Source organism: Anaerolineae bacterium (assembly GCA_011176535.1).
In the GTDB taxonomy this organism is placed as follows: Bacteria; Chloroflexota; Anaerolineae; order Anaerolineales; family DRMV01; genus DUEP01.
In genome coordinates this window covers 1-23,888 of the sequence record DUEP01000083.1, presented here as the reverse complement: position 1 = coordinate 23,888, position 23,888 = coordinate 1, and the positions used below count along the sequence as shown (strand labels likewise).

Here is a 23,888-nt window from a genome sequence, read left to right as displayed (position 1 = left end):
ACCGCCGATGCCGTTGAGTTGCCGCCACACCTCTTCCAGCCGCTCCCGCGGCGAGACGGTGGAAGAAAGGCGCAGGATGTAAGAGATCAGCCGGCCGATGGCCTCGGAGATGGCCGCCGTCTCGGAGCCGGCCTTGGAAGTGTTGACGAAGACCTCGAAAGGCTGCCCGTCACCGTTCTCGTTGATGGTGACGAAAGCGCGGCCCAGGGGGGTTTCGATGCGGTAGGTCCAGCCTGGCAACACCGAAGGGCGCGGCTTCTTAGGTTCGTTCCACAGGCGGGGTTGCTCGGCGTGGGGGGGGGCGGCGCCTGCAGGGTGGCCTCCGCCGTCTTGGGGGCCAGGGCCACCTCCTTGCCTTTGGCCTTCGCCGTGGCCTTGGTCTCCAGCACCACCTTGTCGCGGGAGCCGGTGACATACACGGTAAGACCTTTGCAGCCCAACTTCCAGGCCAGCATGTACGCCTCGGCCACATCGTCGGGGGTGGCGTCGGCGGGGAAATTGATCGTCTTCGAGATGGAATTATCGACATAATTCTGCAGCGCCGCCTGCATCCGCACATGCTCCTCGGCCGTGATGTCCATGGAGACGACGAAGGTGTGCCGGATCCAGTCGGGCAGTTCTTCGATGTGCTGGCAGGTGCCCTGCTCCAGCACCTGGTCAATGACCCGCTGCCGGGTCTCTTCGTTCAGCCCAGCCTCTTTGAGGGCCGCCATGAAGGAGGGGCTGACATAGGTGAGTTGCAGGTCCTTGCCGTTGTCGTTCACATGGCGGATGTAGGCCAGGGCAAAGACCGGTTCACAGCCATAGCCTTCCACCCCGGTCACCGTGGCGATGGTGCCGGTCGGCGCGATGGTGGTCTGGGCGGCGTTGCGAATCCCGTGCTGGCGGATGCCCTCGACGATGGCGTCCCAATCCAGCGGCGGGCGTCCCCAATCGCGCGAGGGGCCCTCGCCCAGCCATTGCGGCCAGCGGGGCGGTTGCCATTTGAGGTTCTCGGGGTCGTAGATGCTGCCCTTGATGGCCGGGAAGGGGCCGCGTTCCCTCGCCAACTCGATGCTGGTGCGCATGGCATGGTAGCGGATGAATTCCATCACCAGGGCGGCGAACTCCTGCGCCTCAGGCGCGCCGTAGCGCACGCGGTTGGCGTACATCAGATCGGCCAGGCCCATGACGCCCAGCCCGATGCGCCGGGCGCGATGGGCCGCCTCTTTCAGTTGGGGCACCGAGGGTACATAGGCGTTGGCCTCCACCACATCGTCCAGGAAACGCACGGCCAACTCGGTGGTCTCGCGCAGTTTGTCCCAATCCACCCCGCCTTCGGGGGTGATGTGCTGGGCCAGGTTGATGGAGCCCAGGCAGCAGTTTTCGTAAGGCCCTAACCATTGTTCACCGCAATTGTGACATACCAGGCCATTGGCAATCAGGCTGTGGGTCTCAGGCTCTTCCAGGTCATACACATCCGCCCGCCCGGCCGGCTCAATGGAGACAATGACATCCTCAAACGTCTCGCAATAGGGGCCGCGGGCCTGTTGCTCGATGAACGCCTCCAGACGAGCCTGCTTGGCCGGGTCGGCAAACCCGATCACTCTGGCAAAGCGGTTGCGATTCTCGCGGCCAATGAGCAATTCATACTGCTCGGCCACCGGGTATTCCTTCTGCCCGCCCTTCCCATCGGGCAACCGGGCCGTTCCAGCGGCCCGACGCTGATGAATACGGGAGACGATCCCAAAGTTCAACAGCAGTAACTGAACATCCTCCAACAACGCGCGGGAGGAACTGGCCAGCCGCACCGTGGCATCTTGCTTTCTAAGGTTCACCTGGATCGAACCGTCGGCACTAAAGAGACCCTGCAAAAAGCCGATCACGGCCTCCCGCGGGGCGCGCCACAGGGATTCCGGCACACGCTTTTCGGTTAAAGGCACCGGGCGCACGCCCAAGGCTACGAAAAACTCATAAGCCAGCCGGCCATAGGTCAACTGCGTGAGAGAGCCACGATCCGCGATGTGCCCTTCGCCAAACCAGGAACGCAAAATGCCATGCACTTGCGCTTGAAGCGCCGGGGCACTAAAGGTGAACCCCACCGGCGAATGGCTCTTGGGGCTTAGCCATCCATCACCCACCAGCACACCCAGCACCAACCCCAATTCCCTGGACCAGCGCGTAGGCAGGTGAGCATACTGAGCCGCAAAATCCTGGCGCTGAACGCGATGTCCTGAGGCCCAATCGCCAGCCAGGACCATCTGGGCCTGCGCGGCGGCCACCTGCTCCATGGGAGGCAACGCTTCCTCTTCCGACCATGCCCCTTCGCCTGATTGCAGGAGCACCCGGTCGCCCGGGCGCAGGGCTTCCAGCGCCACATACCCCCGATCCGGGGTAAGGAAAGGATGATCCGCCGTGGCAACCACCGTATATCCGTGTCGCGTGCGCAAGCGAAACACCGGTTCGTTCTCACGGGTCTTGAAAGCCCGCACCTGGGGGCGCAGCGTCGTGCCCGTTTGCCCTCCGGCCAGGCCCTTGCCTCCCCAAGGGGCGCGATTGTCCGTCACGATGGTGTAAAGCCTCCCCGACTCGGCCATCTCCTGAATAGGGATCAGACCCTCCGTCGTCGCAATGCGCGTCTCAGCCACAAAACACGGGTTGGTCGCCTCCAAAGGGTATAGATGGGGCACAGGGTTGGCACGGTTGGCCGTATCCAGGAAGAGCACACCCGGCTCGCCGTTGTGGTGAGATTGCCGCACCAGTTTCTGGAACAAATCGCGGGCGCGCACTTTCTTGTAAGTCTTGATGCGAATGCCCGCGGCCTCGGCCTGCTCAATCGTGCCGTCAAAGTCATCATACTTGGGGTCGGTCACATCGGGGAAGCGCAGTTCCCACTCCTCATCGTTTTCCACAGCCCGCATGAAGGCGTCGGTGATGCCGACGGAAATGTTGAAATTGGTGATGGCGTTCTCATCGGTCTTACAGGTGAGGAACTCCTCAATATCGGGGTGATCCACCCGCAAGACGGCCATGTTGGCCCCGCGCCGCGAACCGCCCTGAGCGATCTCCCCAAAGGCTTTGTCGTACACTCGCAGAAAGCCCACCGGCCCGGTGGCCTGGCCCGCCGAGGATTTGACCACCGTCCCCTTGGGCCGCAGCCGCGAGAAGGAGAAGCCGTTTCCGCCACCCGTCTGCTGAATCAGCGCCGCATTGCGCAGCGTGGTGAAGATCCCCGAATCCTTGCGCCCCATATCGTCCGAGATGGGCAGCACGAAACAGGCCGCCAGTTGGCCCAAAGGCGTCCCCGCCCCGGTCCAGGTAGGCGAGTTGGGGAAGAACCGCTTGGGCGCCAGCAACCTGGTGTAGTAGGTTTTGGCCACTTCCAGAGGATCGTTGCCCCATTGCTCCTCCACCTTGGCCACATGATAGGCCACCCGCCAGAAGGTTTCCTCTGGCGTTTCAACGGGACGCCCGTCTAAATCCTTGCGCACATAGCGGCGGAAGAACACCGCCCGGGCGTTCTCCGTCAGTTCGATCTTGGGCAGACCAGCGGGCAAAGGCGGCGTGGGCAAAAGGCCATAGCGACTTTTGTCCACCATCTTGGACTTGCGAGCCATAGCGTCTCCTCCTGGAAGAAAATCGTGCCCTGCCGCCAAGGCCATCGGCAGCAGGTGACCCATCCCCTTTACGACCACGGCACGCTCAGCGCCGAAGGAAAAATTATCCCCCCTCTAACAACCGATCAATCTCATCCCGAAGGGCATGCAAATCATCCAGCCCCAGATACACGATGGCATAGCGAATGTAAGCAATCTGATCCAACTCTTTCAAACCGGCGATGACCATATCGCCGATCACCCGCGAAGAAACCTCAGGCTTGCCCAATGCTTGCAACTTCGCCTCGACCTCCCCGGCCAGCCGCTCGATATCGGCCGCCGAAACCGGGCGTTTGGCGCAGGCGATGCGAATCCCGCGGATGAGTTTTTCGCGGTTGAACTCCTCCCGCGTACCGTCTTGCTTGACGATCAGCGGCGTGGTCATCAGCGGGCGCTCGTAAGTGGTGAACCGTTGCCCGCAATGGGTACACTGTCGCCGGCGGCGAATCCCCCCCTGACCATCGTGCGAAGTGTCGATCACCCGGCTACCTTCTTGATGACAGAACGGACAACGCATACAGAGACCCCATATATGGGGGTTGCCCCTTCTCGAACCCCAAGATATAGGGGTGAAGAGGAGGCAACATTGTAGCACATCTTCCCCCGAAAAGCAAGCGGGAAACGCGACGGAAACAAAATTTTAAGGCTCCCTTCTCGGCATCTCGTTGCCCCCTACATGTAGGGCCGCATGGGGCCTGGGCCGCTTTTGCCGGATATGTGGACCATCCCTGACCCCAAAGAAGGGTGCTCCCGCCGAATGTTAACGCAAACCCTTTTTTCCTGCCCCCGCTTCCTCTCCACCGCGACCGGCCCAGGGCGTCGTATAATGGTCCCATGCGTCCTCCTTCCCTCAGACCAATAGCGGCCTGGCTCGGCCTCCTGGGGGCCCTCGCGCTCGGCGGGCTCACCTTCTGGCCCGGCCTCACCCGCACCACCACCCTGGAGGTGCACCTGCCTTCTCCGGGGGCTTCGGAGAGCCCGCGCATCGTGCTCCGCCAACCGACGCGCTGGCTGTGGGGGCAATCGCCCACGCTGAGCCTGTGCCTCGAACCGCCCACGGCCCTGCGCCTGCAGGCCCGCCTGGAAGTGGCTGGTCTGCTTGTCTCGCCCAACAGCCCGCAAACGCTGCTCCTAGCCTCCCAGGGGGGCGCCGTCCGCCTGGAATGGCGGCTTCAGGCCGAGGCCCCCGGGCCGTACCAGGGTCGCCTCTGGCTGCACGTGGCCTCGCCCTCTTCCCAGAACACCCCCGACGCATGGCAACCCGTGGCCGTCCTGCCCCTGGACGGAGAAGTCCTCGCACCCGCCGGACAGCCTGTGCGTCTCCTGCGCGCCTGGGCCGGCGTCCTCCTCCTGCTGGCGGGCGCCGCCTGGCTGGGCCCTGCGATACTTGGCCGGGCGGGGCGCAAAGCATAGACGCGCCTACTCCTCACGTTTGGCCGCCTCCCACAGCGCGTCCAATTCCTCCAACGACATCTCCTCCAGCGGGCGGCCTTGCGCCTTAGCCCGTCGCTCCACCTCCTGAAAACGCCGCCGAAAGCGAGCGTTGGCCTCCCGTAAGGCGTCCTCCGGGCGCACCTCGTACCAGCGCGCCAGATTGACCACAGCAAAGAGCAAGTCGCCGATTTCGGCCGCGCGTTCCTGGGGCGTCGCGGCCTGGCGCACTTCTTCCAGCTCCTCCAACACCTTATCCCACACCCCCTGGATGTCTTCCCAGTCGAAACCCACCTTTGCCGCCTTCTTCTGCAGCGTCTCCGCCTGCATCAGCGCGGGCAACCCCTTGGGAATGCCGTCCAGGGCGCTCTCCGGCAAGGGCTTGCCCTGGGCGGCCTTTTCCTGCGCCTTCAGCGCCGCCCAGTTGCGCAGCACATCCTCCACCCCGTCCACCTGGACCTCGCTGAAGACATGAGGGTGCCGCCGGATGATCTTGGTGGTCACCCCGTAGAGCACATCGGGCAGGGTAAACTCCCCTTCCTCCCAGGCAATCTGACTGTGCAGCACCACCTGCAACAGCACATCGCCCAACTCTTCTTTCAGAGCGTCCCAATCCTCTTCGTCAATGGCTTCCAGCGCCTCGTAAGTTTCCTCCAACAAATACTTGCGCAGCGATTTGTGGGTCTGCTTGCGGTCCCAGGGACAGCCATTGGGCGCCCGCAAGCGGGCAATGACCTCGTGGAACGCCTCAAAGGAAGCCTCTGGCGCCAGCGGGGGGAGCCACAGAGCCGTCAGCAGGCCGATATGCGGAGAGCGGTCGATGGCGTACAGGGGGACCTCCTCAACCACCTCGTCTGCCGTGCCGGCCCCATGCACCAGGATCACCGGATGCTCATCAGGATAGTTGGCCATCAGGGTCAGTTTGAGTTCCCCGGCCACCTGGCGCGAATACAGTTGCGCGATCAACGCCGGGGCCGAGGGCGGAAAGGAAGGCGTGTGGCGGGCCACCAGTTCCAGGGCGTCCACCAAAGCGATATGGGGGAAGGGATCCTGCCCCAGAGCGCGGAACACCGGCTCCAGAAAACTCAACCCCTCCACCACCCGGACCTCGAGATTCGCCTCCCGCGCCCGTTGGAGCAAAGCCGTCCCCGTGGCTTCGGCCACCAACGGATGGCCGGGCACGGCGTACACCACCCCCTGGGGGCGCTGGGCCAGGCGCAGCACTTCCGTCACGATGGCCTCGTACACCTGCTCGAAGGTATCGGCCTGCTCGTAAAGGTCATCGAAAGCGTGCACCCGCAACCCTGCGGGAAAACCGGCCACCGTGGGGTGCTGCGCTGTGCGCAAATAAACCTCATCGGCCTGAGAAAGCACCTCCCAGGCCTCGCGGGTCAAATACTTGGGATCGCCGGGGCCCAACCCCAGCAAAGTCAAACCGGGCATGGACGACCTCGCTTTTCCGGCAACAGATGGCGCCGGCAAACGCCGCACGCACAACCTGCGCCTAACCGCAAAGCCGCGACGCGCTTCCCTTGCGGCCAAAGGCGCAACGGAAACGCATCGCGGCAGACTGGTTTGCCCAAACCAGGCGGCAGGGTTGCTTTAGCGCTTGGTGTAGGTGGGCGCCTTGCGGGCCCGCTTGAGGCCGGGCTTCTTGCGCTCTTTCTCGCGGGGGTCGCGGGTGAGCAGCCCGTGCTTCTTCAGCGTGGGGATGTACTCTTCGTTCAGTTTGGCAAAAGCGCGGGCCAACCCCAGGCGCACCGCACCGGCCTGACCGGTCACACCGCCGCCCCGCACCACCACGCTCACATCGTACTTGGCGCGAGCCTCGCCCAACACCTGGAAGGGCGCCAGGATGTAGTCCACATCACCAAAGCGGGGGAAGTACTCCTCCAGCGGCTTGCCGTTGACCACAAACTTGCCGCTACCGCTCATGATGCGCACACGCGCCGTCGCCTCCTTGCGGCGTCCAACGCCTTCGTAATAACGCACAGCCATAAAACCTCCTTAACTCCCTGTCAGGATCACCGGGCTACAGTTCCAACCGGCGGGGATGCTGCGCCTCATGGGGATGATCCGGACCGGCATACACCTTGAGTTTCTTGAGCAACCGCCGGCCGTAGCGGTTCTTGGGCAACATCCCCCACACGGCGGCCCGAATGACCCGCTCAGGGTGCCGCTTCAACTGCTCACGCAACGGGATCTCCCGCAGGCCGCCGGGGTACCCCGAGTGCCGGTAGTACATTTTCTGATCCAACTTCTTCCCAGTCACCCGGATGCGCTCGGCGTTGACCACGACCACATAGTCGCCGTTGTCCACGCCAGGGGTGTAGTTGGGCTTGTGTTTGCCCAACAGAATGGCCGCAATGCGGGTGGCCAGACGCCCTAAGTTCTGATCGTTGGCGTCAATCAGCACCCACTCGCGGGTGATCTCATCGGGTTTCGGATAGTATGTCTTCTGCACCGCACACCTCTCCCTCAAAGGGATTCCAGTTCAACCGAACGCAAAACCGTTCCCAATCCCGGAAACTCCGGGGGCTTGCTGCTCTCACAGGCTGTTCGTTCCTCGGGGCGATAGCACACCTGGGCCAGAAACAACCCCTGGGGCGGGGCCAACCCTTGAACGAGGTTCGGGGGAGGCTCCCGAAGCAGACGCTGCCACCGGGCCAGGCTCATCCGGCCCTGAGCCACCGCCACTTGCAGGGCCACCATCCGCCGCACCATGCGGTAAAGGAAGGCGTCGGCCACCACATCGAACACCCACCCGTCGGCCCGCGGATACCAGGACGCTTTGAACACCGTGCGCACCGTGGTGCCGCGGGGGTTGGGCGGCGTGCCCAAGGCGGCAAAATCCCGCCGTCCCGCCAGGGCGGCCGCGGCCTCCTGCAGTCGCTCCCCTTCCAGCGGGGGCCATACCCGCCAGGCGTAACGCGCCTGAAAGGGATCCCGCTGGGGGGCCTGGTATAGGTAGTACCAGTAGCGGCGGGCCAGGGCAGCGTAGCGGGGGTGAAAGCCCTCTTCCACAAGCGCCACCCGCCGCACCACCACATCGGCCGGCAGGTGGGCGTTGAGGGCCCGTTGCAGGGCCGCCGTGCCGTGAGGCCAGTCCAGCGCAAAGGCGATCACCTGGCCCAGGGCGTGGACCCCCGTATCGGTGCGTCCGGCGTAGCGCAGGGTGCGCTCCTGCCAGCCCAACCGTTGCAAGGCGGCTTCGACTTCGCCCTGCACCGTCCGCCCCTGCGCCTGGCGCTGCCAGCCCAGGAAGGCCGTGCCATCGTATGCGAGGATTGCCTGGTAATGTGCCATGTGTGGCGTGCCATGTGCTGTGTGTGGCGCGCCATGTGCCGCGGGGGGCGTGGCACAGGCCGCCCCACAGCAAGAGCGTTTACTCTTCCACCAGTTCCAACAAAACCATATCGGCCGAGTCGCTGGCCCGGGGGCCCAGGCGGATGATCCGCGTGTAGCCGCCGGGGCGCTCGGCGTAGCGCGGCGCAATATCGTCGAACAACTTCTTGACGATCTCCGGTGCGCCGCCCAGGCGGGCCGCCACGATGCGGCGGGCATGCACCATCTTTGCACCGCCGGCCTCATTGCCCCGCTTGGCAATGGTAATCAACCGCTCGGCCTCACGGCGGGCCACCTTGGCCTTGGCCTTGGTGGTACGAATGCGCTCATGATCAAACAGCGCGCGTACCAGGTTGCGCCGCAACGCCTTGCGAGCATCCTTGCTCCGGCTGAGTTTCTTTCCGGCTACTTTGTGTCGCATCGTACTTTACTCCACCACCTAAGATTCCGTCTCTTCGTCGGCCAGATACCCTTTCTCGCGCATCTTCTGCTTGAGTTCTTCCAGGCTCTTTTCGCCAAAGTTGCGGATAGACTTGGCCGCCGCCTCGCCTTTGCTCAACAACTCCAACACATCGCCCACGGTGGCGATGCCCGCCCGTTTCAGAGAGTTGAAGACCCGCACCGAAAGGTCCAGTTCCTCGATGGGAGTCTCCATCATCTCGCTGGTCAGGCGATGCGGATGCCCGTCAGGGGCCGGGGCAGCCGTCAGGGTTTCCTCTTTGATGCCCGCGATGTAGCCGAAGTGAGCGACCAGAATCTGAGCTGCCTGGCTGAGGGCTTCTTGGGGACGCAGGGTGCCGTCGGTCCAGATCTCCAGCGTCAGCCGATCGTAGTTCGTGCTCTGCCCCACACGGGCCGCACTCACCTCAAAGTTCACCCGACGCACGGGCGAAAAGATGGCATCCACGGCCAACTGCCCGATGGGCAACTGCTGGCTGCGCTCGGTGGCCGGGGAATAGCCCCGCCCCCGCTCCACGCGCATTTCCAGCTCCACGGCCACGTTGGGATCATCCACCGTGAACAGGTAGAGTTCCGGGTTGACGATCTCCACCTCCGGCGGCGCGACGATATCCGCCGCGGTCACCACCCCCTCGCCCCGCACCTCCAGGTAGAGGTAGGCGGTATCCACATCGTGGAGTTTCATCCGCAACTGCTTGAGTTGCAGCATAATCTGCAACACATCTTCCCGCACGCCGGGCACCGGGCTAAACTCGTGCATCACATCCGAAATGCGCACCGAGGTCACCGCCGCGCCCTCCAGGGACGAGAGCAAAACCCGGCGCAGCGCGTTGCCCAGCGTCACCCCATAACCCCGTTCCAGGGGGCTGATGATGAAGCGCGCGTAATTGAGCGCTTCGGCATCGCGCTCGATTCGCGGTGTCACCATGCTTCCCAAACTGATCACCGTTCACCCCTTCCTTCCCGCTCAGCCCTTCGCCAGGGCATCCACGGATGGTTTAGCGCGAGTAAAACTCCACGATGAGTTGTTCGTTGATGTTGGTATCGATCTCGCCGCGTTCGGGCAGGCGCAACACCTTACCCGAGAGATTCTCCAGATCACGCTCCAGCCAAGCCGGCACGCTGCGCTTTTCGACGTAATCGCGTAGTTCCTTGAAGTACTTACGTTTGCGCGAACCTTCCCGCACGGCCACCACATCACCGGGGCGCAGGAGCATGGAAGGCACATCGGTACGCCGCCCGTTCACCGTGAAGTGACCATGGGTCACCAGCATGCGCGCCTCGCGCCGACTGCTGGCAAAGCCCAGGCGATAGACCACATTGTCCAGGCGCGACTCCAGCAACTGCAGCAGGTGCAGGCCGGTCAGACCGCGCTTCTTCAAGGCCATCTCATAGTAGCGGCGGAACTGCCGCTCCATCACGCCGTAAATGCGGCGCGCCCGCTGCTTTGCCCGCAACTGCTTGGCGTAGTCCGATTCCCGCCCCCGGCGGAAGCGGGCCGAACGCCCGTGTTCACCGGGCGGGTAGGGCTTGCGCTCCATGGGGCACTTGGGGGTAAAGCAACGCTCCCCTTTCAAGAACAACTTTTCGCCTTCACGGCGGCAAAGTTTGCACACAGGGCCAATATACTTCGCCATAAATCCATCCCTCTCTCAAATTATACGCGACGCTTCTTCGGAGGCCGACAGCCGTTGTGCGGGATAGGCGTCACATCGGAAATCGAGAGCAACTTGATGCCCATGGCCTGAATGGCCCGCAGGGCCGCCTCTCGACCGGGGCCAGGCCCCCTGACGAATACATGCGCTTCCCGCATTCCCATATCCATGGCCGCCTTGATGGCCTGCTCGGTGGCCATCCGTGCCGCGAAAGGCGTGCTCTTGCGGGAACCCTTGAACCCTGCCGTACCCGAACTCGCCCAGGTCACCGTATTGCCCTGGGGGTCGGTCACCGTCACAATGGTGTTATTGAACGAGGCATGGATATGGACATGCCCCACCGGAAGATGGCGCTTGACCTTGCGGCCAGCGCTGCGTCGTCGCGATCTCGCCTTAGCCATAGGACTTCGCTTCTCCTTAACTTAGCCTGTCTCAAAACGGGCCGACTATTTCTTGGCACCGCGCCGCCGCCCGCGCCCGGCCACCGTCTTCTTGGGGCCCTTGCGGGTGCGCGCGTTGGTGCGGGTGCGCTGCCCCCGCACCGGCAAACCTCGGCGGTGCCGCAAGCCGCGGTAACAGCCAATCTCGATCAAGCGCTTGATGTTCATCTGCACCTCGCGGCGCAGATCACCCTCGACCTTGTAGCTCCGGCTGATGAACTCCCGCAGGCGGGTGATTTCCTCGTCGGTCAGGTCCTTGACCCGCGTGTCCGGACTCACCTGCGTCGCCGCCAGAATCTCCTTCGCCCGCGATCGCCCAATGCCGTAAATGTAGGTCAGGGCGATTTCAATGCGCTTATTCCGTGGAAGATCTACACCCTCAATACGCGCCATGGCATCCTACCCCTGTCGCTGCTTGTGCTTGGGATTTTCACAAATGACATACACCCGTCCGCGCCGGCGGACGATTTTGCACTTGGCACAGCGCTTCTTCACCGAAGCCGATACTTTCATGGGTCGCTCTCCTTCTTTGTGTGTTGCCCAGCAAAAATACGATTATAACCGACAAAGCCTCTTCCGTCCAGTCACAAGGCGGTCAAGATGAGGGGCTCGCCCTCCGTGACGGCCACCGAGTGCTCAAAATGGGCCGTCAGCGAACCGTCGGCCGAGGCCACGGTCCACTGATCCTCCAGCACACGGGTTTTCGGGGTGCCAACCAGCACCATGGGCTCCAGGGCGATGGTCATCCCCGGGCGCAGCACCAGACCGCGTCCGGGAGTCCCGTAATTGGGCACCATCGGCCCTTCGTGCATCTCGCGGCCCACCCCGTGACCGGTGTATTCCCGCGTCACATGGTAACCCCGCGATTCCACATAGTGCTGGATTGCCGCGGAGACATCCCCGACTCGCTTGCCAGGCCGCATTTGAGCGATGCCGGCGTACAGCGCCTGCTCGGTGACCTCCAGCAACCGTTGCGCCTCAGGAGAGATTTCTCCCACGCCCACGGTGAACGCCGAATCCGCAACAAACCCTTTGTAAATCGTACCGCAATCGATGGAGACGATATCGCCCTCCCGCAACACCCGCTTTGGGCTGGGAATGCCGTGCACCAACTCCTCGTTGATGCTGGCGGTGATGGTGGCGGGGTAGGGATACGGCCCCGGATAGCCTTTGAAGGCCGGCACGCCACCGTGGGAGCGAATGACCTCCTCAGCGATGGCATCCAACTCGGCCGTGGTGACCCCCGGTCGGATGGCTCGCCGCACCGCCTCCAAAGCCAGGACGTTGATCCGCCCGGCCTGGCGCATGATGGCGATTTCCTCCGGGGATTTGATGACCACCCGGCGGGCCCAGGCCATCAAGGGTCCTCCCGTGGCGGCAGCAGGGAGAGGAGCGTCTGGGTCACCTGCTCGATGCTCTGAGTGCCGTCCACCTCACGCAGCAGGCCCCGCTCGCGGTAGTAGGCCGCCAGCGGCGCCGTCTGCTGGTAGTACACCCGGATCCGCTCTCGCACCACCTCAGGGCGATCGTCGCTGCGTTGGTAAAGTTCCGAACCGTCGTAGTCGCACACCCCGGGTTGCTTCGGGGGATTGAACTTCTCGTGAAAGATGTGTCCCTGCGCCCGGCAGATCCAGCGCCCGGCCAACCGGCTCACCAACTCTTCTTCCGGCACCTGAATGAAAGGCACCACATCCACCTGCGCGTTCCACTCCCGCAACATCTCGTCCAGGGCATCCGCCTGGGCCGGGGTGCGCGGAAAACCGTCCAAAATCGCTCCGCGAGCGCAATCGGGCCGCGACAGGCGCTCGCGTATCATCGCGATGGTCACATCGTCCGGCACCAGGGCGCCCCGCTCCATGTACTGGCGGGCCAGGCGCCCCAACTCGGTGTCGTTCTTCAGATGCTCACGGAAGATGTCGCCCGAAGAGATATGGGGCAACCCGGTCTTCTGGGCAAGGATCTTGGCCTGAGTGCCTTTTCCCGCGCCCGGCGCGCCCAGCAGGACGATATAGGTCGGCATCGTTCACTCCTCCTTGCTCAGCGAACCAACAAACTCTCTTGGTAGCCGTGGAGACGCAACTCGGCGTCGATGAAGAAGAAGATATCACGCACCACACCTACCACGATGAGCAAACCGGCCGAAGAGATGAGCAACAGGCCCGAACTGCCTGCCCCCGCGATGCTGGGGAAGAGCAAACTCAGCAGATAGGGCAACACGGCCACCAGGCCCAGGAAGAGGGCACCCGGCAGGGTAATCCGCCGCAACACCTTGGTCAGATAGCGCTGCGTGGGCTCCCCCGGCGGCACACCCGGGATTTTAGCCCCGGCCCGCCGCAACTGTTCACCATAACTCTGCTGCATGAAGACCACATCGGTGTAGAAAAAGGTGAACAGCACTACCATCAGGAAGTACCCCAACCAGTACCAGCCGCTGGTGGGGCTGAAGGCATGTTGCATCCCGGCCGCCGCGTTGGCCAGCCAGTCCGCCTTGGCGTTGAGCAAGAAGCCCGCCACCACCCCCGGCAAGGCCAGCAGGGATTGGGCAAAGATGAGCGGGATCATGCCCGCCATGTTCACCATCAGGGGCAACTGCCCTTTCACCGGCATGGACATCCGCATCCCCACCCGCCGGCCGGGGTACATCACCGGGATGTTCCTGCGCCCCTGCTGGACATAGACGATCAAGAAGACCGTCAATACGAGCACCACCAGCGAGATGAAGAGATAAAACCAGCGGTTCTGCTGGTCGCTCAACAGCCGGGCGAAGTTCGAGGGCATCCGGGCCACAATACCGGCAAAGATGATGAGCGAGAGCCCCTGATTGCGCAGCCCATACTCCGAGATCAACTCGCCCAGCCAGATGGCAAACATGGTGCCCGCAGTCATGGAGAGGATGACCGCCAGGCTCGGCAGCAGGGCGCTACCGCTGAAACCAAAATTGCGCAGCACCTGCTGGCCGGGGACCAGGGCCGAGAAAAGGTTGATCTGCCCGATGGCCTGCAACGCCGCCAGGGGCACCGAGAGGATGTAGGTCCAACGCTCCATCCACTTCTGGCCCTCGCGCGGGTCCTCCTCCATGCGCTCCTTCCAGGAAGGGATGATGGGGACCAGGATTTGCAGGATAATTTGGGCGGTGATATAGGGGTAGACCCCCATGGCCAGCACCGAAAAGTTGGCCACCGTGCCGCCCGAGAGCAAATCCAGCAGGTTGAGGAAAGCCCCCGCTGCCCCACCGCCGCTCAGCAGGTTCTGAATCACCTCCCGGTTCACGCCGGGCACCGGCACATGGGCCGCCAGGCGGTAGATGACCAGCAACCCCAGGGTGTAGAGCAGTTTGCGGCGGATATCGGGAGCGGTCCACAGGTAACGCCAAGCCGAACGCTTCATCCAAGGCTCCTTTAGGCGATAAGTTCCACGCTGCCGCCCGCGGCCTCAATCTTGGCCCGAGCGCTCTTGGAAATGCGATGCACCTTGACCTTCAGGGGAATGCGGATTTCCCCGCGGCCCAAAATGACCACCGGATGTTTGGGCTCGCTCACCAGTCCCACGGCGGCCAGCGTCTCCGGGGTGACCTCGGCGTTGGCCTCGAACCGCTCGGCCAACTGGTCCAGATTGACCTCATTGTACTCCACCCGATTCAACGGCCTGAAGCCCCGCTTGTAGGGCAGCCGGCGATAGAGGGGCAGGGTGCCGCCCTCAAAGTAAGGGCGCACGCCGCCGCCCGACCGGGCGTTCTGACCCTTGGTACCGCGGCCGGCCGTCTTGCCCTGCCCGGCGGCGATGCCCCGGCCCACCCGCTTGCGGGGGCGCTTGGCTCCAAGGTTTGGTCGCAACTCATGCAATTTCATGGCTACTCCTCTTCCACTCGCACCAGATGACTCACCGCAGCGATCATACCGCGAATCACCGGGGTATCCTTGTGCTCCACCGTCTGGTGCATGCGTCGCAGGCCCAGGGCCCGCAGCGTGCCCCGCTGACGGCGGGAATATCCAATGGGGCTCTTCACCAAAGTAATCCACAGGATGCGCTCCTTCTTCTTAGCCATGGCGCTTCCTCCGATCCCAGAAAGGCAACACCTCGTCCCGGTTCTTCCCGCGCTCCTTTGCCACCTCGTCCACCGAGCGCAACTGCTCCAGCGCCTGCATGGTGGCCTTGACCACATTGAGCAAGGTGTTGCTCCCCAAGGACTTGGTGAGAATGTCGCGCACGCCGGCCGCTTCCAACACCGCACGCACCCCACCACCGGCGATCACGCCGGTACCGGGGGAAGCGGGCTTGAGCAACACCACCGCGCCGCCTACCTTGCCCACCACCTCGTGCGGGATGGTGGTGTCGTACAGGTTGATGCGAACCATGTTCCGGCGGGCGCGCTCCGAGGCCTTGCGCACCGCATCGGGCACGGCCGGGGCCTTGCCGATACCGATCCCGACCCGCCCGCGCTTATCGCCCACGACCACCGTGGCCCGAAAGGTGAAGCGCCGACCGCCCTTCACCACCTTCGCCACGCGGGCGATCTCAATGGTGCGCTCCTCCAGTTCCTCCATGCTTTCCTGCTGCGTCGGTTGATACTCGCTCATCTCCTTCTCCTCGCTCGCCTTAGAATTCCAGGCCACCTTCGCGGGCGCCATCGGCCAGCGCTTTCACCCGGCCGATGAACTTATAGCCACCTCGGTCGAAGACCACCTTGGTGATCCCCTTGGCCAGCGCGCGCTGGGCCAGCGCTTGGCCCACCAAACGCGCCTGCTCGGTCTTCTTCAAGCCCTGCATCTGAGGCCGCAACTCGCGGTCGATCGTCGAAGCCGACACCAGCGTCACCCCGGCCACATCGTCGATAATCTGCGCATAGATGTGATTTAGGCTGCGGAACACATTCAGCCGAGGGCGCTCCGGCGTACCCGAAATCTTTTTGCGCACCCGCAAGTGGCGGCGAATTCGTGCAATGCGGCGATTCTTCTCAACCATAGTTCACATCCTCTACTTCGCAGTCTTGCCCGCTTTGCGGCGGACCTGCTCACCCAGGTAGCGGATACCCTTCCCCTTGTACGGCTCCGGCGGACGCACTTTGCGCACATCAGCCGCCGCCTGGCCGACCTTTTGCTTATCGATGCCCTTCACCCGAATCTTGGTGTTGCCTTCCACCTCGAAGGTGATCCCTTCCGGCGGCGCAATTTCCACCGGGTGGGAGTACCCCACATGCAACACCAGGTTCTTTCCCTTCACCTCGGCGCGGTACCCCACGCCCACGATCTCCAGCACCTTTTCAAAGCCCTGGGTGACGCCCAACACCATGTTGTTGATGATCGCCCGGGTCATCCCATGCCAGGCCCGGTACTGGCGTTCGTCCGAAGGGCGTTCCACCTTGATCACCTTCACTTCGGGCACATAAGTAATCTTCATCGCCGCGGGGAAGGTGTGAGCCAACTCACCTTTCGGCCCCTTCACCCACACATGAGATCCCTTGATCTCCACCTGCACACCGTCGGGCACAGGCACCGGCAATCGACCAATACGCGACACGGCTATCCTCCTTTCGGCCACTGCGGTCGCCTCAGCGCCGCAGGTCGATCCGAAAATCGTTCCTGGCTCCAGACCCAACAGGTCTCGTCTTACCAGACCTTGCAAATCACTTCGCCGCCTACGCCCAACTTGCGCGCGCGCTCGGCGGTCATCACGCCCTTGGGCGTGGACACAATGGCGATTCCCAGGCCCGACTTGACCCAGGGCAACTCCCGCACCCCGGCATAAATCCGGCGGCCAGGTTTGCTCACCCGCTCCAAGCCCGAGATCACCGGGCGGCGATGGCGTCGCTCACCCACATACTTCAGCCGAATCCGCAACACCTTATGGCCGGGGCGCTCACCCTCGATCACTTGGTAGCCCTCAATGTACCCTTCCTCTTTGAGGATACGGGCGATGGCCACCTTCATCTTCGAACTGGGCATTTCCACCCGAGGATGCCCCGCCATTACCGCGTTGCGAATACGCGTCAACATGTCCGCAATGGGATCCGTCATGGTCATTGTTACCATCCTCCATCCGGCTACCACGAGGCCTTCTTCACGCCGGGAATTTTGCCTTCCAGGGCCAACTCACGGAAACAAATCCGACACACGCCAAACTTGCGGATGTAACCCCGCGGACGTCCACAAATGCGGCAACGATTGCGATATTGCACCTTATACTTCTTGCGCTGATTGCGATACTGCATGCACTTTTTGGCCATCGTCTACCCTTCCTTCTTGAAAGGCATGCCCAGCAAGGCCAACAACTGCCGACCTTCTTCGTCCGTACGGGCCGTGGTGACTATGGTGACTTCCATGCCACGCACCTTGTCGATTTTGTCGTAATCGATTTCCGGGAAAATCAACTGTTCCCGCAGCCCCAGGGTGTAATTGCCGCGCCCGTCGAACGAGTTGGGCGAGACCCCGCGGAAGTCGCGCACCCGGGGCAAAGCTACATTCATCAGGCGATCCAAGAAGGCCCACATCCGGTCTCCTCGCAGGGTGACCTTGACCCCAATGGGCCGCCCGGCGCGCAACTTGAACGCCGCAATGTTCTTGCGCGCCTTGGTCACCACTGGCCGTTGCCCGGTGATCGTCATCAAATCCTGAACCGCTGCGTCAATCGCCTTGGGGTTGTCCAAAGCCTCGCCCAAGCCGATGTTGACCACCATCTTGGTGATGCGCGGCACCTGCATGATGTTCTTCAGGCCCAGGGACTTCATCAAGGCCGGCACCACCTCTTTCCGATACTTTTCCTTCAACGGCACACTCATCGTCTCTCTCCTTCACCGGCCTAATCGTCAATCAACGCCCCGCAGCGCTTGCACACCCGCTTGGGCCAACCCTCAATGCGCTGCACACCCACCCGCGTGGGCTCATCGCACTTGGGGCACACCAGCATCACATTGGAAATGTGAATCGGCGCCTCGAACTCAATGATGCCCGGCGTTACCGTGCGCCCCTGAGTCTGAATCTGGCGTTGATGCTTTTTGCGGATGTTGACGCCCTGCACCACCACCCGAGACTCTTTGGGGAGCACACGGATCACCTCGCCGCGCTTCCCCTTGTCTCGGCCGGTAATCACCTCGACCGTGTCGCCTTTGTGAATCTTCACCTTCACCGTTCCCACTCCTTTGCCTATCATCACAGCACCTCAGGGGCCAACGACACGATTTTCATGAACCCTTTGTCGCGCAATTCGCGCGCCACCGGCCCAAAAATGCGGGTTCCCTTGGGGTTCACCCCATCGTTGTCCAAAATCACCGCCGCGTTATCGTCAAAGCGAATGCGGGAGCCGTCGGGCCGACGCCACTCTTTCGCCGCCCGCACGATGACGGCCTTCACCACATCGCTCTTCTTCACCGAACCCGTGGGCGAAGCGGATTTTACCGTGGCCACCACCACATCACCCACATACCCATAGCGGCGCTTAGACCCGCCCAGCACGCGAATCACCAACAACTCGCGTGCGCCGGTGTTGTCGGCCACGACCAGACGGGATTCTTGCTGAATCATTCCAACGCCTCCTCAGCAGCCGTCTCAGCCTCAAGCAGTTCTTCCACGGTGGCTGCTTCTGCGCGTTTCAGGATGGCTTCTACCACCCAGTGTTTGGTCTTGGAAATGGGGCGGCTTTCCACAATGCGCACCACATCCCCGATTTTAGCGCCCAACTCATCGTGGGCCTTGAACTTCTTGTAGCGCTTGACGACCTTTTTGTACAGGGGATGGCGGAAGGTGCGCTCCACCTGAACCACCACCGTCTTCTGCATCTTGTCGGAAACCACCACGCCTTCTAACCGACGCCGCTTGTTCATGGCTCACCTTCCGTCTCAGCCGCCAGTTCCCGCTCGCGCAGCACCGTCAGCAAGCGGGCGATCAGACGGCGGGTTTTGCGCAGGCGACTGGTGTCCACCAACTCGCCCGTGACATGCTGAAAACGCAACTTCATTAACTCTTCGCGCGCATCATCCAAACGGGCGCGAATTTCTTCCGTGGACAACTGGCGAATTTCCGCGACCTTCATACTTCCTCCAACCCTTCACGGGCAACAATCTTGGTCTTCACCGAGAGTTTGTGGGAAGCCAAACGCAAGGCTTCCAGCGCCAACTCCCGCGGCAAACCGCCGATCTCGAACATAATCCGACCCGGTTTGACCACCGCCACCCACAGTTCCACATTGCCCTTACCGGAGCCCATGCGGGTTTCGGCCGGTTTCTTGGTCACCGGCTTGTCGGGGAAGATGCGGATCCACACCTTGCCACGGCGCTTCACGGCGCGGACGATGGCGCGGCGGGCCGCCTCGATCTGGCGGGCCGAAACCCAGCCCGGTTCCAACGCCTGCAGCCCATAATCCCCAAAGTGCACCTCGGCGCCTCGGGAAGCCTTCCCCTTCATCCGGCCGCGTTGCTGCTTGCGATATTTCACACGCTTCGGCATCAACATGATGACATCTCCTCGCCCAGTACCGGATTACTCGCTCACATACACGCCTTCCGTGGCCTCCGGCACCTCTTCTTCGGCCTCGGGCAGCACCTCGCCCTTGTAAATCCACACCTTGACGCCAATACGCCCATAGGTGGTCAGGGCCTCGGCTTTGGCGTAATCGATATCGGCCCGCAAGGTCTGCAGCGGCACCCGGCCCTCGCGCAGCCACACCGTGCGCGCCATCTCAGCCCCCGCCAGACGACCGGCGACCTGAATCTTGATCCCCTTGGCGCCCTGACGCATGGCCTGCTGGATGGCCCGCTGCATGGCCCGCCGATAACTCACCCGCCGCTCCAACTGACCGGCGATGTTCTGCGCCACCAGATAGGCATCCAGGTCGGGATTCTTGATCTCCTTGACCTCCACCTCGACTTTGGAGCCCACCAGGGCCTCCAGTTCCCGGCGAATGCGCTTGATGCTTTCGCCCTTGCGGCCGATGAGGATGCCCGGTTTGGCCGTGTTGATATACACCTTCACCTTGTTGGGGTAACGCTCGATCTCGATGCGGGAGATCCCGGCATTGGACGCCAGCGCCCGGATGCGCTTCCGGATGGCCAGATCCTGATGCAACTGTTCGGTGTAATTCCGGCCCTCCGCATACCAGCGGGCCTCCCAGGTTTTGTTGATCCCCAGGCGAAAGCCAATCGGATGTACTTTGCGACCCATATCAGCTCCTATTCTTCAACTCAAGGACCGGACTACGCCTCTTCCCGCTCACGCAAGATCACCGTGATGTGCGACGAGCGGTTACGGATCGGTTTCACCCGCCCACGGGCGGCAAAGCGGTACTTGCGCCGCGTGGGCCCTTCATCGGCATAAATGCGGTAAATGTACAGGTCCTCGCGGTTGAGGCCGAAGTTCTCTTCCGCGTTGGCCATTGCCGAGTGGATGACCTTGTACACAGGGTGGGCGGCGCGGTGCGGCATGAACTTGAGCAAGGTCAGCGCCTCCAGCACCGACTTCCCGCGCACCAGATCCACCACCCGACGCACCTTGCGCGGCGAAATAGGGATATAACGCGCCGTTGCGCGGACATCGATTGCCATGGCCTATCTCCTCTTCTTCTTCTCGACGATGTGATCGCGGAACGTCCGCGTAGGGGCAAACTCACCCAACTTGTGCCCCACCATCGCCTCGGTGATGTAGATGGGCACATGACGCCGGCCGTCGTGCACGGCAATGGTATGGCCCACCATCTGAGGAAAGATGGTGCTATCCCGACTCCAGGTCCGGATGACCTTCTTCTCTCCGCGGGCGTTCATTTCCTCGATCTTCTTCAACAACTTCGGGTCAACATAAGGCCCTTTTTTCAAAGAGCGTCCCATAACAACCTCCAACCACTACCGGCTCTTTTTGCTGCGCCGACGGATGATGAACTTATCGGTCCGCTTATTGCGGCGGGTCTTGTAGCCCAGGGTCGGCTTACCCCAGGGGGTCTTGGGACCGGGCAAGCCAATGGGCTGCCGCCCCTCACCACCACCATGCGGATGGTCGCGCGGCGACATGGCCGAACCGCGCACCGTGGGCCGGATGCCCATGTGGCGCTTGCGGCCCGCCTTGCCCAACTTGATGTTGGCGTGCTCCACATTGCCCACCTGGCCGATGGTGGCGTAGCACTCCTGGCGCACCAAGCGCACCTCGCCCGAAGGCAGGCGAATGTGGGCGTAATCGCCTTCCTTGGCCAGCAACTGGGCCGAAGTGCCGGCCGCCCGCACCAACTGCCCGCCCTTTCCGGGGTACAACTCGATGTTGTGGATCATCGTCCCCGTGGGGATGTTGGCGATGGGCAGGGCGTTGCCCGGGCGAATCTCTGCACCGGGCCCGGCCATCACCGTATCGCCCACCTTCAGCCCCAGCGGGGCGATGATGTACCGCTTCTCGCCATCGGCGTAATGCAGCAAGGCGATGCGCGCCGTCCGGTTGGGGTCGTACTCGATGGCCGCCACCTTGGCCGGAATGCCGCGCTTGTCTCGCTTGAAGTCGATGATGCGGTAGAAGCGCTTGTTGCCGCCGCCGCGATGGCGCACGGTCACCCGGCCGTACATGTTTCGCCCGCTGTGCTTCTTCAGGGGCACGATCAGCGAGCGCTCCGGCTCGGTCTTGGTGATCTCCTCGAAGGTGTACCCCGTCATGCCCCGACGGCCCGGGGTCACCGGTTTGAACTTTTTGACACCCATCACTTCACCCCTTCGAAGACATCGATGGACTCACCAGGAGCCAGCGTGACGATGGCCTTTTTGTAACCCGGGCGGCGGATGGCCATGCGGCGGTTGCGCCAGCGGCGCGTCCGCTTGGCCGGCATGTTCATCACCCGCACCTTCTCCACGGTGACATCGAACAGAGTCTCCACCGCCTCTTTGATCATCGGCTTTGTGGCACCGGGAGCCACCTCGAACACATACTGTCCCAACTTCCGCTGCAGGTAGTTCGACTTTTCTGTGATAATCGGTCGTCGCAACACATCGTAAATCGTGGTCATGGCTCCCTCCATCAACCCAAGAACGAAGTGATCACATCCAAGGCACCCAGCGGCATGACCACTTTGTCATAGCCCAACAGGTCACGGATGTTGAGGTAGTTGGCCACCAGCGTTTTGGCGTAAGGCAGGTTGTCTGCCGACTTGGCCACCACGAAGTACTTTTCGCTCTGCCGCGGGCTTTCGGGCAACAAAATCAGGGTCTTGGTACCCTCACCCACCAAACGGGCCAGCACCTCGGCCATTTTCTTGGTCTTGGGCTCCGGCAGGGCCAGGTCTTCCACCACCACAATGGCCTGCTCAGCCGCCTTGACCGAGAGCGCCGAGCGCAGCGCTGCGCGTCGCATCTTCTTGGGCATCTTCAGCGAATAGTCGCGGGGCTTGGGTGTGTGCACCTTGCCGCCGCCGACCCACTGGGGCGCCCGGATGGAACCCTGGCGCGCCCGGCCGGTGCCCTTCTGCCGCCAGGGCTTCCGCCCACCGCCGCGCGCCTCACCGCGCGTCTTGGTGCTGTGGGTGCCTAAGCGGGCGTTGGCCATCTGGCGCACGTACGCCTGGTGCATCAAATCCGACCGAATGGGGGCCTCAAAAATGTGCGCCGGCAGTTCCACTTCGCGCACTTTCTGCCCTTCCAAGTTGAACACATCCACCTTCATGGCATTCGCTCCATGGCCAAATTACTGTTTCCGGGCTTCGCGGATGAGCACCAGGCCCCCTTTCGGGCCAGGCACCGCACCCTTCACCGCCAACAAATTGCGCTCCGGATCCACCAACACGACCTTTAAACCCATCACGGTCACCTGCCGGTTCCCCATCTGACCGGGGCCCTTGGCGCCTTTCCAGGTACGACCGGGGAAAGTCGCCGCCCCACGGGAACCCGGCGCGCGCCACCGGTCCGACTGACCGTGCGTCTTGGGCCCGCCACCAAACCCCAGGCGCTTGACCACACCCTGGAAACCGCGGCCCTTGCTCGTCCCGGTCACATCCACCCGATCCCCTACGGCGAACACTTCCACGGTAACCTTGTCGCCTTCCTGGACACCGGGGGCCTTCACCCGGAACTCCCGCAAGTAGCGCAGCGGCGGCACCCCTGCGCGCTTCAGGTGACCCAACTGCCCACCCGTCAACTTCTTCGGGTTGACCTCTTGAAACCCCAACTGCACCGCCGAGTAACCATCCTTCTCCGGGCGGCGCACCTGGGTAACATAGCAAGGCCCAGCCTCGATGAGGGTCACCGGGATGGCATTACCTTCCTCATCGAAGACCTGGGTCATGCCGATCTTCCGTCCAATCAGCCCTTTAACCATCTCTTTTGTCTCCTGAGATTGAAGATTCGGGACTGTCAGCCGGGGCTTCGGCTGCATCATCCCGCCCGCTGCGCAGTCAGCCGTGGGCCGCCACCCCTGAGGGTCAGCGCGGGCGCGTCACACCACGACTCTTGCACAGCGTGAATCCGGGGGGCCGTGCGGGCGCTAAGCCCCCCGGCACGCAAAATACAATTATAACTTAATTTCGATATCCACGCCAGCCGGCAGGTTCAGGCGCATCAACATGTCAATGGTCTTCGCATCGGGATCCAGCACATCGATCAAACGCTTGTGGGTGCGGATCTCGAAATGCTCATGGGAGTCCTTGTCAATGAAAGGGGAGCGCCGCACCGTATAGCGCTCGATCTTCGTGGGCAAAGGCACCGGGCCTACCACCCGCGCGCCCGTCCGTTCCGCCGCTTCCACGATGCGCTTGGCCGACTGGTCCAGCACACGGTGGTCGTACGCCTTCAGTTTGATGCGGATTCGTTGCTTTGCCATGGCCCTTTTCCCTTATTCAATGATCTCGGTGACCACACCAGCGCCAACCGTCAAACCGCCTTCTCGAATGGCAAACTTGCTCCCTTGCTCCAACGCCACCGGCTTCAACAACTCCACCGTCAGGTTCACATTGTCCCCAGGCATCACCATCTC

Annotated in this window: 38 protein-coding genes; 1 reads left to right on the top strand and 37 read right to left on the bottom strand. The window is 62.6% G+C overall.

Annotation, left to right across the window (positions count from 1 at the left end; genetic code table 11):
• Positions 1 to 86: 86 nt before the first annotated feature.
• Together G4O04_07975 and nrdR are read right to left on the bottom strand one after the other, a co-directional pair.
• Entirely contained in the window at positions 87 to 3,596 is a 3,510-nt protein-coding gene (locus G4O04_07975) for a hypothetical protein (protein HEY58456.1), read from the bottom strand.
• Positions 3,597 to 3,699: 103 nt separating this feature from the next.
• Positions 3,700 to 4,152: a transcriptional repressor NrdR gene (gene nrdR, locus G4O04_07970; protein ID HEY58455.1), complete on the bottom strand. Its 453-nt coding sequence runs from the start codon at positions 4,150 to 4,152 to the stop codon at positions 3,700 to 3,702.
• Positions 4,153 to 4,469: 317 nt separating this feature from the next.
• Here nrdR and G4O04_07965 point away from each other — a divergent pair, with 317 nt between their 5' ends.
• Positions 4,470 to 5,048: a hypothetical protein gene (locus tag G4O04_07965; protein HEY58454.1), complete on the top strand. Its 579-nt coding sequence runs from the start codon at positions 4,470 to 4,472 to the stop codon at positions 5,046 to 5,048.
• Positions 5,049 to 5,054: 6 nt separating this feature from the next.
• Here the strand turns inward: G4O04_07965 and mazG are convergent, their stop codons facing one another.
• The 35 genes from mazG to tuf all read right to left on the bottom strand — a co-directional run.
• Positions 5,055 to 6,509: a nucleoside triphosphate pyrophosphohydrolase gene (mazG, locus tag G4O04_07960; protein HEY58453.1), complete on the bottom strand. Its 1,455-nt coding sequence runs from the start codon at positions 6,507 to 6,509 to the stop codon at positions 5,055 to 5,057.
• A 159-nt stretch (positions 6,510 to 6,668) separates the two neighbouring features.
• Positions 6,669 to 7,064 (bottom strand): 30S ribosomal protein S9, encoded by a 396-nt coding sequence (rpsI, locus tag G4O04_07955; GenBank protein HEY58452.1) that lies wholly within the window; start codon positions 7,062 to 7,064, stop codon positions 6,669 to 6,671.
• Positions 7,065 to 7,098: 34 nt separating this feature from the next.
• On the bottom strand, positions 7,099 to 7,530 hold the full coding sequence (gene rplM / locus G4O04_07950) for a 50S ribosomal protein L13 (GenBank protein ID HEY58451.1): 432 nt from the start codon (positions 7,528 to 7,530) through the stop codon (positions 7,099 to 7,101).
• 14 nt (positions 7,531 to 7,544) lie between these two features.
• On the bottom strand, positions 7,545 to 8,372 hold the full coding sequence (gene truA / locus G4O04_07945; protein ID HEY58450.1) for a tRNA pseudouridine(38-40) synthase TruA: 828 nt from the start codon (positions 8,370 to 8,372) through the stop codon (positions 7,545 to 7,547).
• A 79-nt stretch (positions 8,373 to 8,451) separates the two neighbouring features.
• Positions 8,452 to 8,832: a 50S ribosomal protein L17 gene (gene rplQ, locus G4O04_07940; GenBank protein ID HEY58449.1), complete on the bottom strand. Its 381-nt coding sequence runs from the start codon at positions 8,830 to 8,832 to the stop codon at positions 8,452 to 8,454.
• Positions 8,833 to 8,850: 18 nt separating this feature from the next.
• Positions 8,851 to 9,798: a DNA-directed RNA polymerase subunit alpha gene (locus tag G4O04_07935; GenBank protein ID HEY58448.1), complete on the bottom strand. Its 948-nt coding sequence runs from the start codon at positions 9,796 to 9,798 to the stop codon at positions 8,851 to 8,853.
• Positions 9,799 to 9,868: 70 nt separating this feature from the next.
• A complete protein-coding gene (gene rpsD, locus G4O04_07930) occupies positions 9,869 to 10,507 on the bottom strand; it encodes a 30S ribosomal protein S4 (protein ID HEY58447.1) in 639 nt (212 codons plus the stop codon).
• 20 nt (positions 10,508 to 10,527) lie between these two features.
• Complete coding sequence (gene rpsK / locus G4O04_07925) at positions 10,528 to 10,926, bottom strand: 30S ribosomal protein S11 (protein HEY58446.1); 399 nt, start codon at positions 10,924 to 10,926, stop codon at positions 10,528 to 10,530.
• Between the two features lie 45 nt (positions 10,927 to 10,971).
• On the bottom strand, positions 10,972 to 11,358 hold the full coding sequence (gene rpsM, locus G4O04_07920) for a 30S ribosomal protein S13 (protein HEY58445.1): 387 nt from the start codon (positions 11,356 to 11,358) through the stop codon (positions 10,972 to 10,974).
• Positions 11,359 to 11,364: 6 nt separating this feature from the next.
• Entirely contained in the window at positions 11,365 to 11,478 is a 114-nt protein-coding gene (rpmJ, locus tag G4O04_07915; protein HEY58444.1) for a 50S ribosomal protein L36, read from the bottom strand.
• Positions 11,479 to 11,549: 71 nt separating this feature from the next.
• Entirely contained in the window at positions 11,550 to 12,323 is a 774-nt protein-coding gene (gene map, locus G4O04_07910) for a type I methionyl aminopeptidase (GenBank protein ID HEY58443.1), read from the bottom strand.
• Entirely contained in the window at positions 12,323 to 12,985 is a 663-nt protein-coding gene (locus tag G4O04_07905) for an adenylate kinase (GenBank protein ID HEY58442.1), read from the bottom strand. Before G4O04_07905 ends, map begins: the two co-directional genes overlap by 1 nt.
• A 17-nt stretch (positions 12,986 to 13,002) precedes the next feature.
• Positions 13,003 to 14,352 (bottom strand): preprotein translocase subunit SecY, encoded by a 1,350-nt coding sequence (gene secY / locus G4O04_07900; protein HEY58441.1) that lies wholly within the window; start codon positions 14,350 to 14,352, stop codon positions 13,003 to 13,005.
• Positions 14,353 to 14,363: 11 nt separating this feature from the next.
• Positions 14,364 to 14,813: a 50S ribosomal protein L15 gene (gene rplO, locus G4O04_07895; GenBank protein ID HEY58440.1), complete on the bottom strand. Its 450-nt coding sequence runs from the start codon at positions 14,811 to 14,813 to the stop codon at positions 14,364 to 14,366.
• 2 nt (positions 14,814 to 14,815) lie between these two features.
• A complete protein-coding gene (gene rpmD, locus G4O04_07890; protein HEY58439.1) occupies positions 14,816 to 15,010 on the bottom strand; it encodes a 50S ribosomal protein L30 in 195 nt (64 codons plus the stop codon).
• Entirely contained in the window at positions 15,003 to 15,542 is a 540-nt protein-coding gene (gene rpsE, locus G4O04_07885; GenBank protein HEY58438.1) for a 30S ribosomal protein S5, read from the bottom strand. The genes rpmD and rpsE overlap by 8 nt, the downstream gene beginning before the upstream one ends.
• A 19-nt stretch (positions 15,543 to 15,561) precedes the next feature.
• Positions 15,562 to 15,927: a 50S ribosomal protein L18 gene (locus G4O04_07880; GenBank protein HEY58437.1), complete on the bottom strand. Its 366-nt coding sequence runs from the start codon at positions 15,925 to 15,927 to the stop codon at positions 15,562 to 15,564.
• Between the two features lie 12 nt (positions 15,928 to 15,939).
• The gene (gene rplF / locus G4O04_07875; protein ID HEY58436.1) at positions 15,940 to 16,482 is read right to left on the bottom strand and encodes a 50S ribosomal protein L6; all 543 of its coding nucleotides are present in this window, start codon (positions 16,480 to 16,482) and stop codon (positions 15,940 to 15,942) included.
• A gap of 89 nt (positions 16,483 to 16,571) precedes the next feature.
• Positions 16,572 to 16,985, bottom strand: a complete 414-nt coding sequence (gene rpsH / locus G4O04_07870; protein ID HEY58435.1) for a 30S ribosomal protein S8 — start codon at positions 16,983 to 16,985, stop codon at positions 16,572 to 16,574.
• 20 nt (positions 16,986 to 17,005) lie between these two features.
• Positions 17,006 to 17,188: a type Z 30S ribosomal protein S14 gene (locus G4O04_07865; GenBank protein ID HEY58434.1), complete on the bottom strand. Its 183-nt coding sequence runs from the start codon at positions 17,186 to 17,188 to the stop codon at positions 17,006 to 17,008.
• Between the two features lie 3 nt (positions 17,189 to 17,191).
• A complete protein-coding gene (rplE, locus tag G4O04_07860; GenBank protein HEY58433.1) occupies positions 17,192 to 17,740 on the bottom strand; it encodes a 50S ribosomal protein L5 in 549 nt (182 codons plus the stop codon).
• A 20-nt stretch (positions 17,741 to 17,760) separates the two neighbouring features.
• Positions 17,761 to 18,081, bottom strand: coding sequence for a 50S ribosomal protein L24 (locus tag G4O04_07855; protein ID HEY58432.1), 321 nt, complete (start codon positions 18,079 to 18,081; stop codon positions 17,761 to 17,763).
• Positions 18,082 to 18,110: 29 nt separating this feature from the next.
• A complete protein-coding gene (gene rplN, locus G4O04_07850) occupies positions 18,111 to 18,482 on the bottom strand; it encodes a 50S ribosomal protein L14 (protein ID HEY58431.1) in 372 nt (123 codons plus the stop codon).
• Positions 18,479 to 18,781, bottom strand: coding sequence for a 30S ribosomal protein S17 (gene rpsQ, locus G4O04_07845; protein HEY58430.1), 303 nt, complete (start codon positions 18,779 to 18,781; stop codon positions 18,479 to 18,481). The genes rplN and rpsQ overlap by 4 nt, the downstream gene beginning before the upstream one ends.
• Positions 18,778 to 18,990: a 50S ribosomal protein L29 gene (gene rpmC, locus G4O04_07840; protein ID HEY58429.1), complete on the bottom strand. Its 213-nt coding sequence runs from the start codon at positions 18,988 to 18,990 to the stop codon at positions 18,778 to 18,780. The genes rpsQ and rpmC overlap by 4 nt, the downstream gene beginning before the upstream one ends.
• Positions 18,987 to 19,409 (bottom strand): 50S ribosomal protein L16, encoded by a 423-nt coding sequence (gene rplP, locus G4O04_07835; protein HEY58428.1) that lies wholly within the window; start codon positions 19,407 to 19,409, stop codon positions 18,987 to 18,989. The genes rpmC and rplP overlap by 4 nt, the downstream gene beginning before the upstream one ends.
• 27 nt (positions 19,410 to 19,436) lie before the next feature.
• Positions 19,437 to 20,117 (bottom strand): 30S ribosomal protein S3, encoded by a 681-nt coding sequence (gene rpsC / locus G4O04_07830; protein ID HEY58427.1) that lies wholly within the window; start codon positions 20,115 to 20,117, stop codon positions 19,437 to 19,439.
• A 32-nt stretch (positions 20,118 to 20,149) separates the two neighbouring features.
• A complete protein-coding gene (gene rplV / locus G4O04_07825; protein HEY58426.1) occupies positions 20,150 to 20,497 on the bottom strand; it encodes a 50S ribosomal protein L22 in 348 nt (115 codons plus the stop codon).
• Between the two features lie 3 nt (positions 20,498 to 20,500).
• Entirely contained in the window at positions 20,501 to 20,776 is a 276-nt protein-coding gene (gene rpsS, locus G4O04_07820) for a 30S ribosomal protein S19 (protein ID HEY58425.1), read from the bottom strand.
• A 15-nt stretch (positions 20,777 to 20,791) separates the two neighbouring features.
• Positions 20,792 to 21,628 (bottom strand): 50S ribosomal protein L2, encoded by an 837-nt coding sequence (rplB, locus tag G4O04_07815; GenBank protein HEY58424.1) that lies wholly within the window; start codon positions 21,626 to 21,628, stop codon positions 20,792 to 20,794.
• A complete protein-coding gene (rplW, locus tag G4O04_07810; protein HEY58423.1) occupies positions 21,628 to 21,930 on the bottom strand; it encodes a 50S ribosomal protein L23 in 303 nt (100 codons plus the stop codon). The genes rplB and rplW overlap by 1 nt, the downstream gene beginning before the upstream one ends.
• Positions 21,931 to 21,941: 11 nt before the next feature.
• A complete protein-coding gene (gene rplD, locus G4O04_07805; protein ID HEY58422.1) occupies positions 21,942 to 22,583 on the bottom strand; it encodes a 50S ribosomal protein L4 in 642 nt (213 codons plus the stop codon).
• A gap of 21 nt (positions 22,584 to 22,604) precedes the next feature.
• The gene (gene rplC / locus G4O04_07800; GenBank protein ID HEY58421.1) at positions 22,605 to 23,234 is read right to left on the bottom strand and encodes a 50S ribosomal protein L3; all 630 of its coding nucleotides are present in this window, start codon (positions 23,232 to 23,234) and stop codon (positions 22,605 to 22,607) included.
• Between the two features lie 192 nt (positions 23,235 to 23,426).
• Entirely contained in the window at positions 23,427 to 23,735 is a 309-nt protein-coding gene (gene rpsJ, locus G4O04_07795) for a 30S ribosomal protein S10 (GenBank protein ID HEY58420.1), read from the bottom strand.
• 12 nt (positions 23,736 to 23,747) lie between these two features.
• A partial coding sequence (tuf, locus tag G4O04_07790; protein ID HEY58419.1) for an elongation factor Tu occupies positions 23,748 to 23,888 on the bottom strand: 141 nt, incomplete at its 5' end.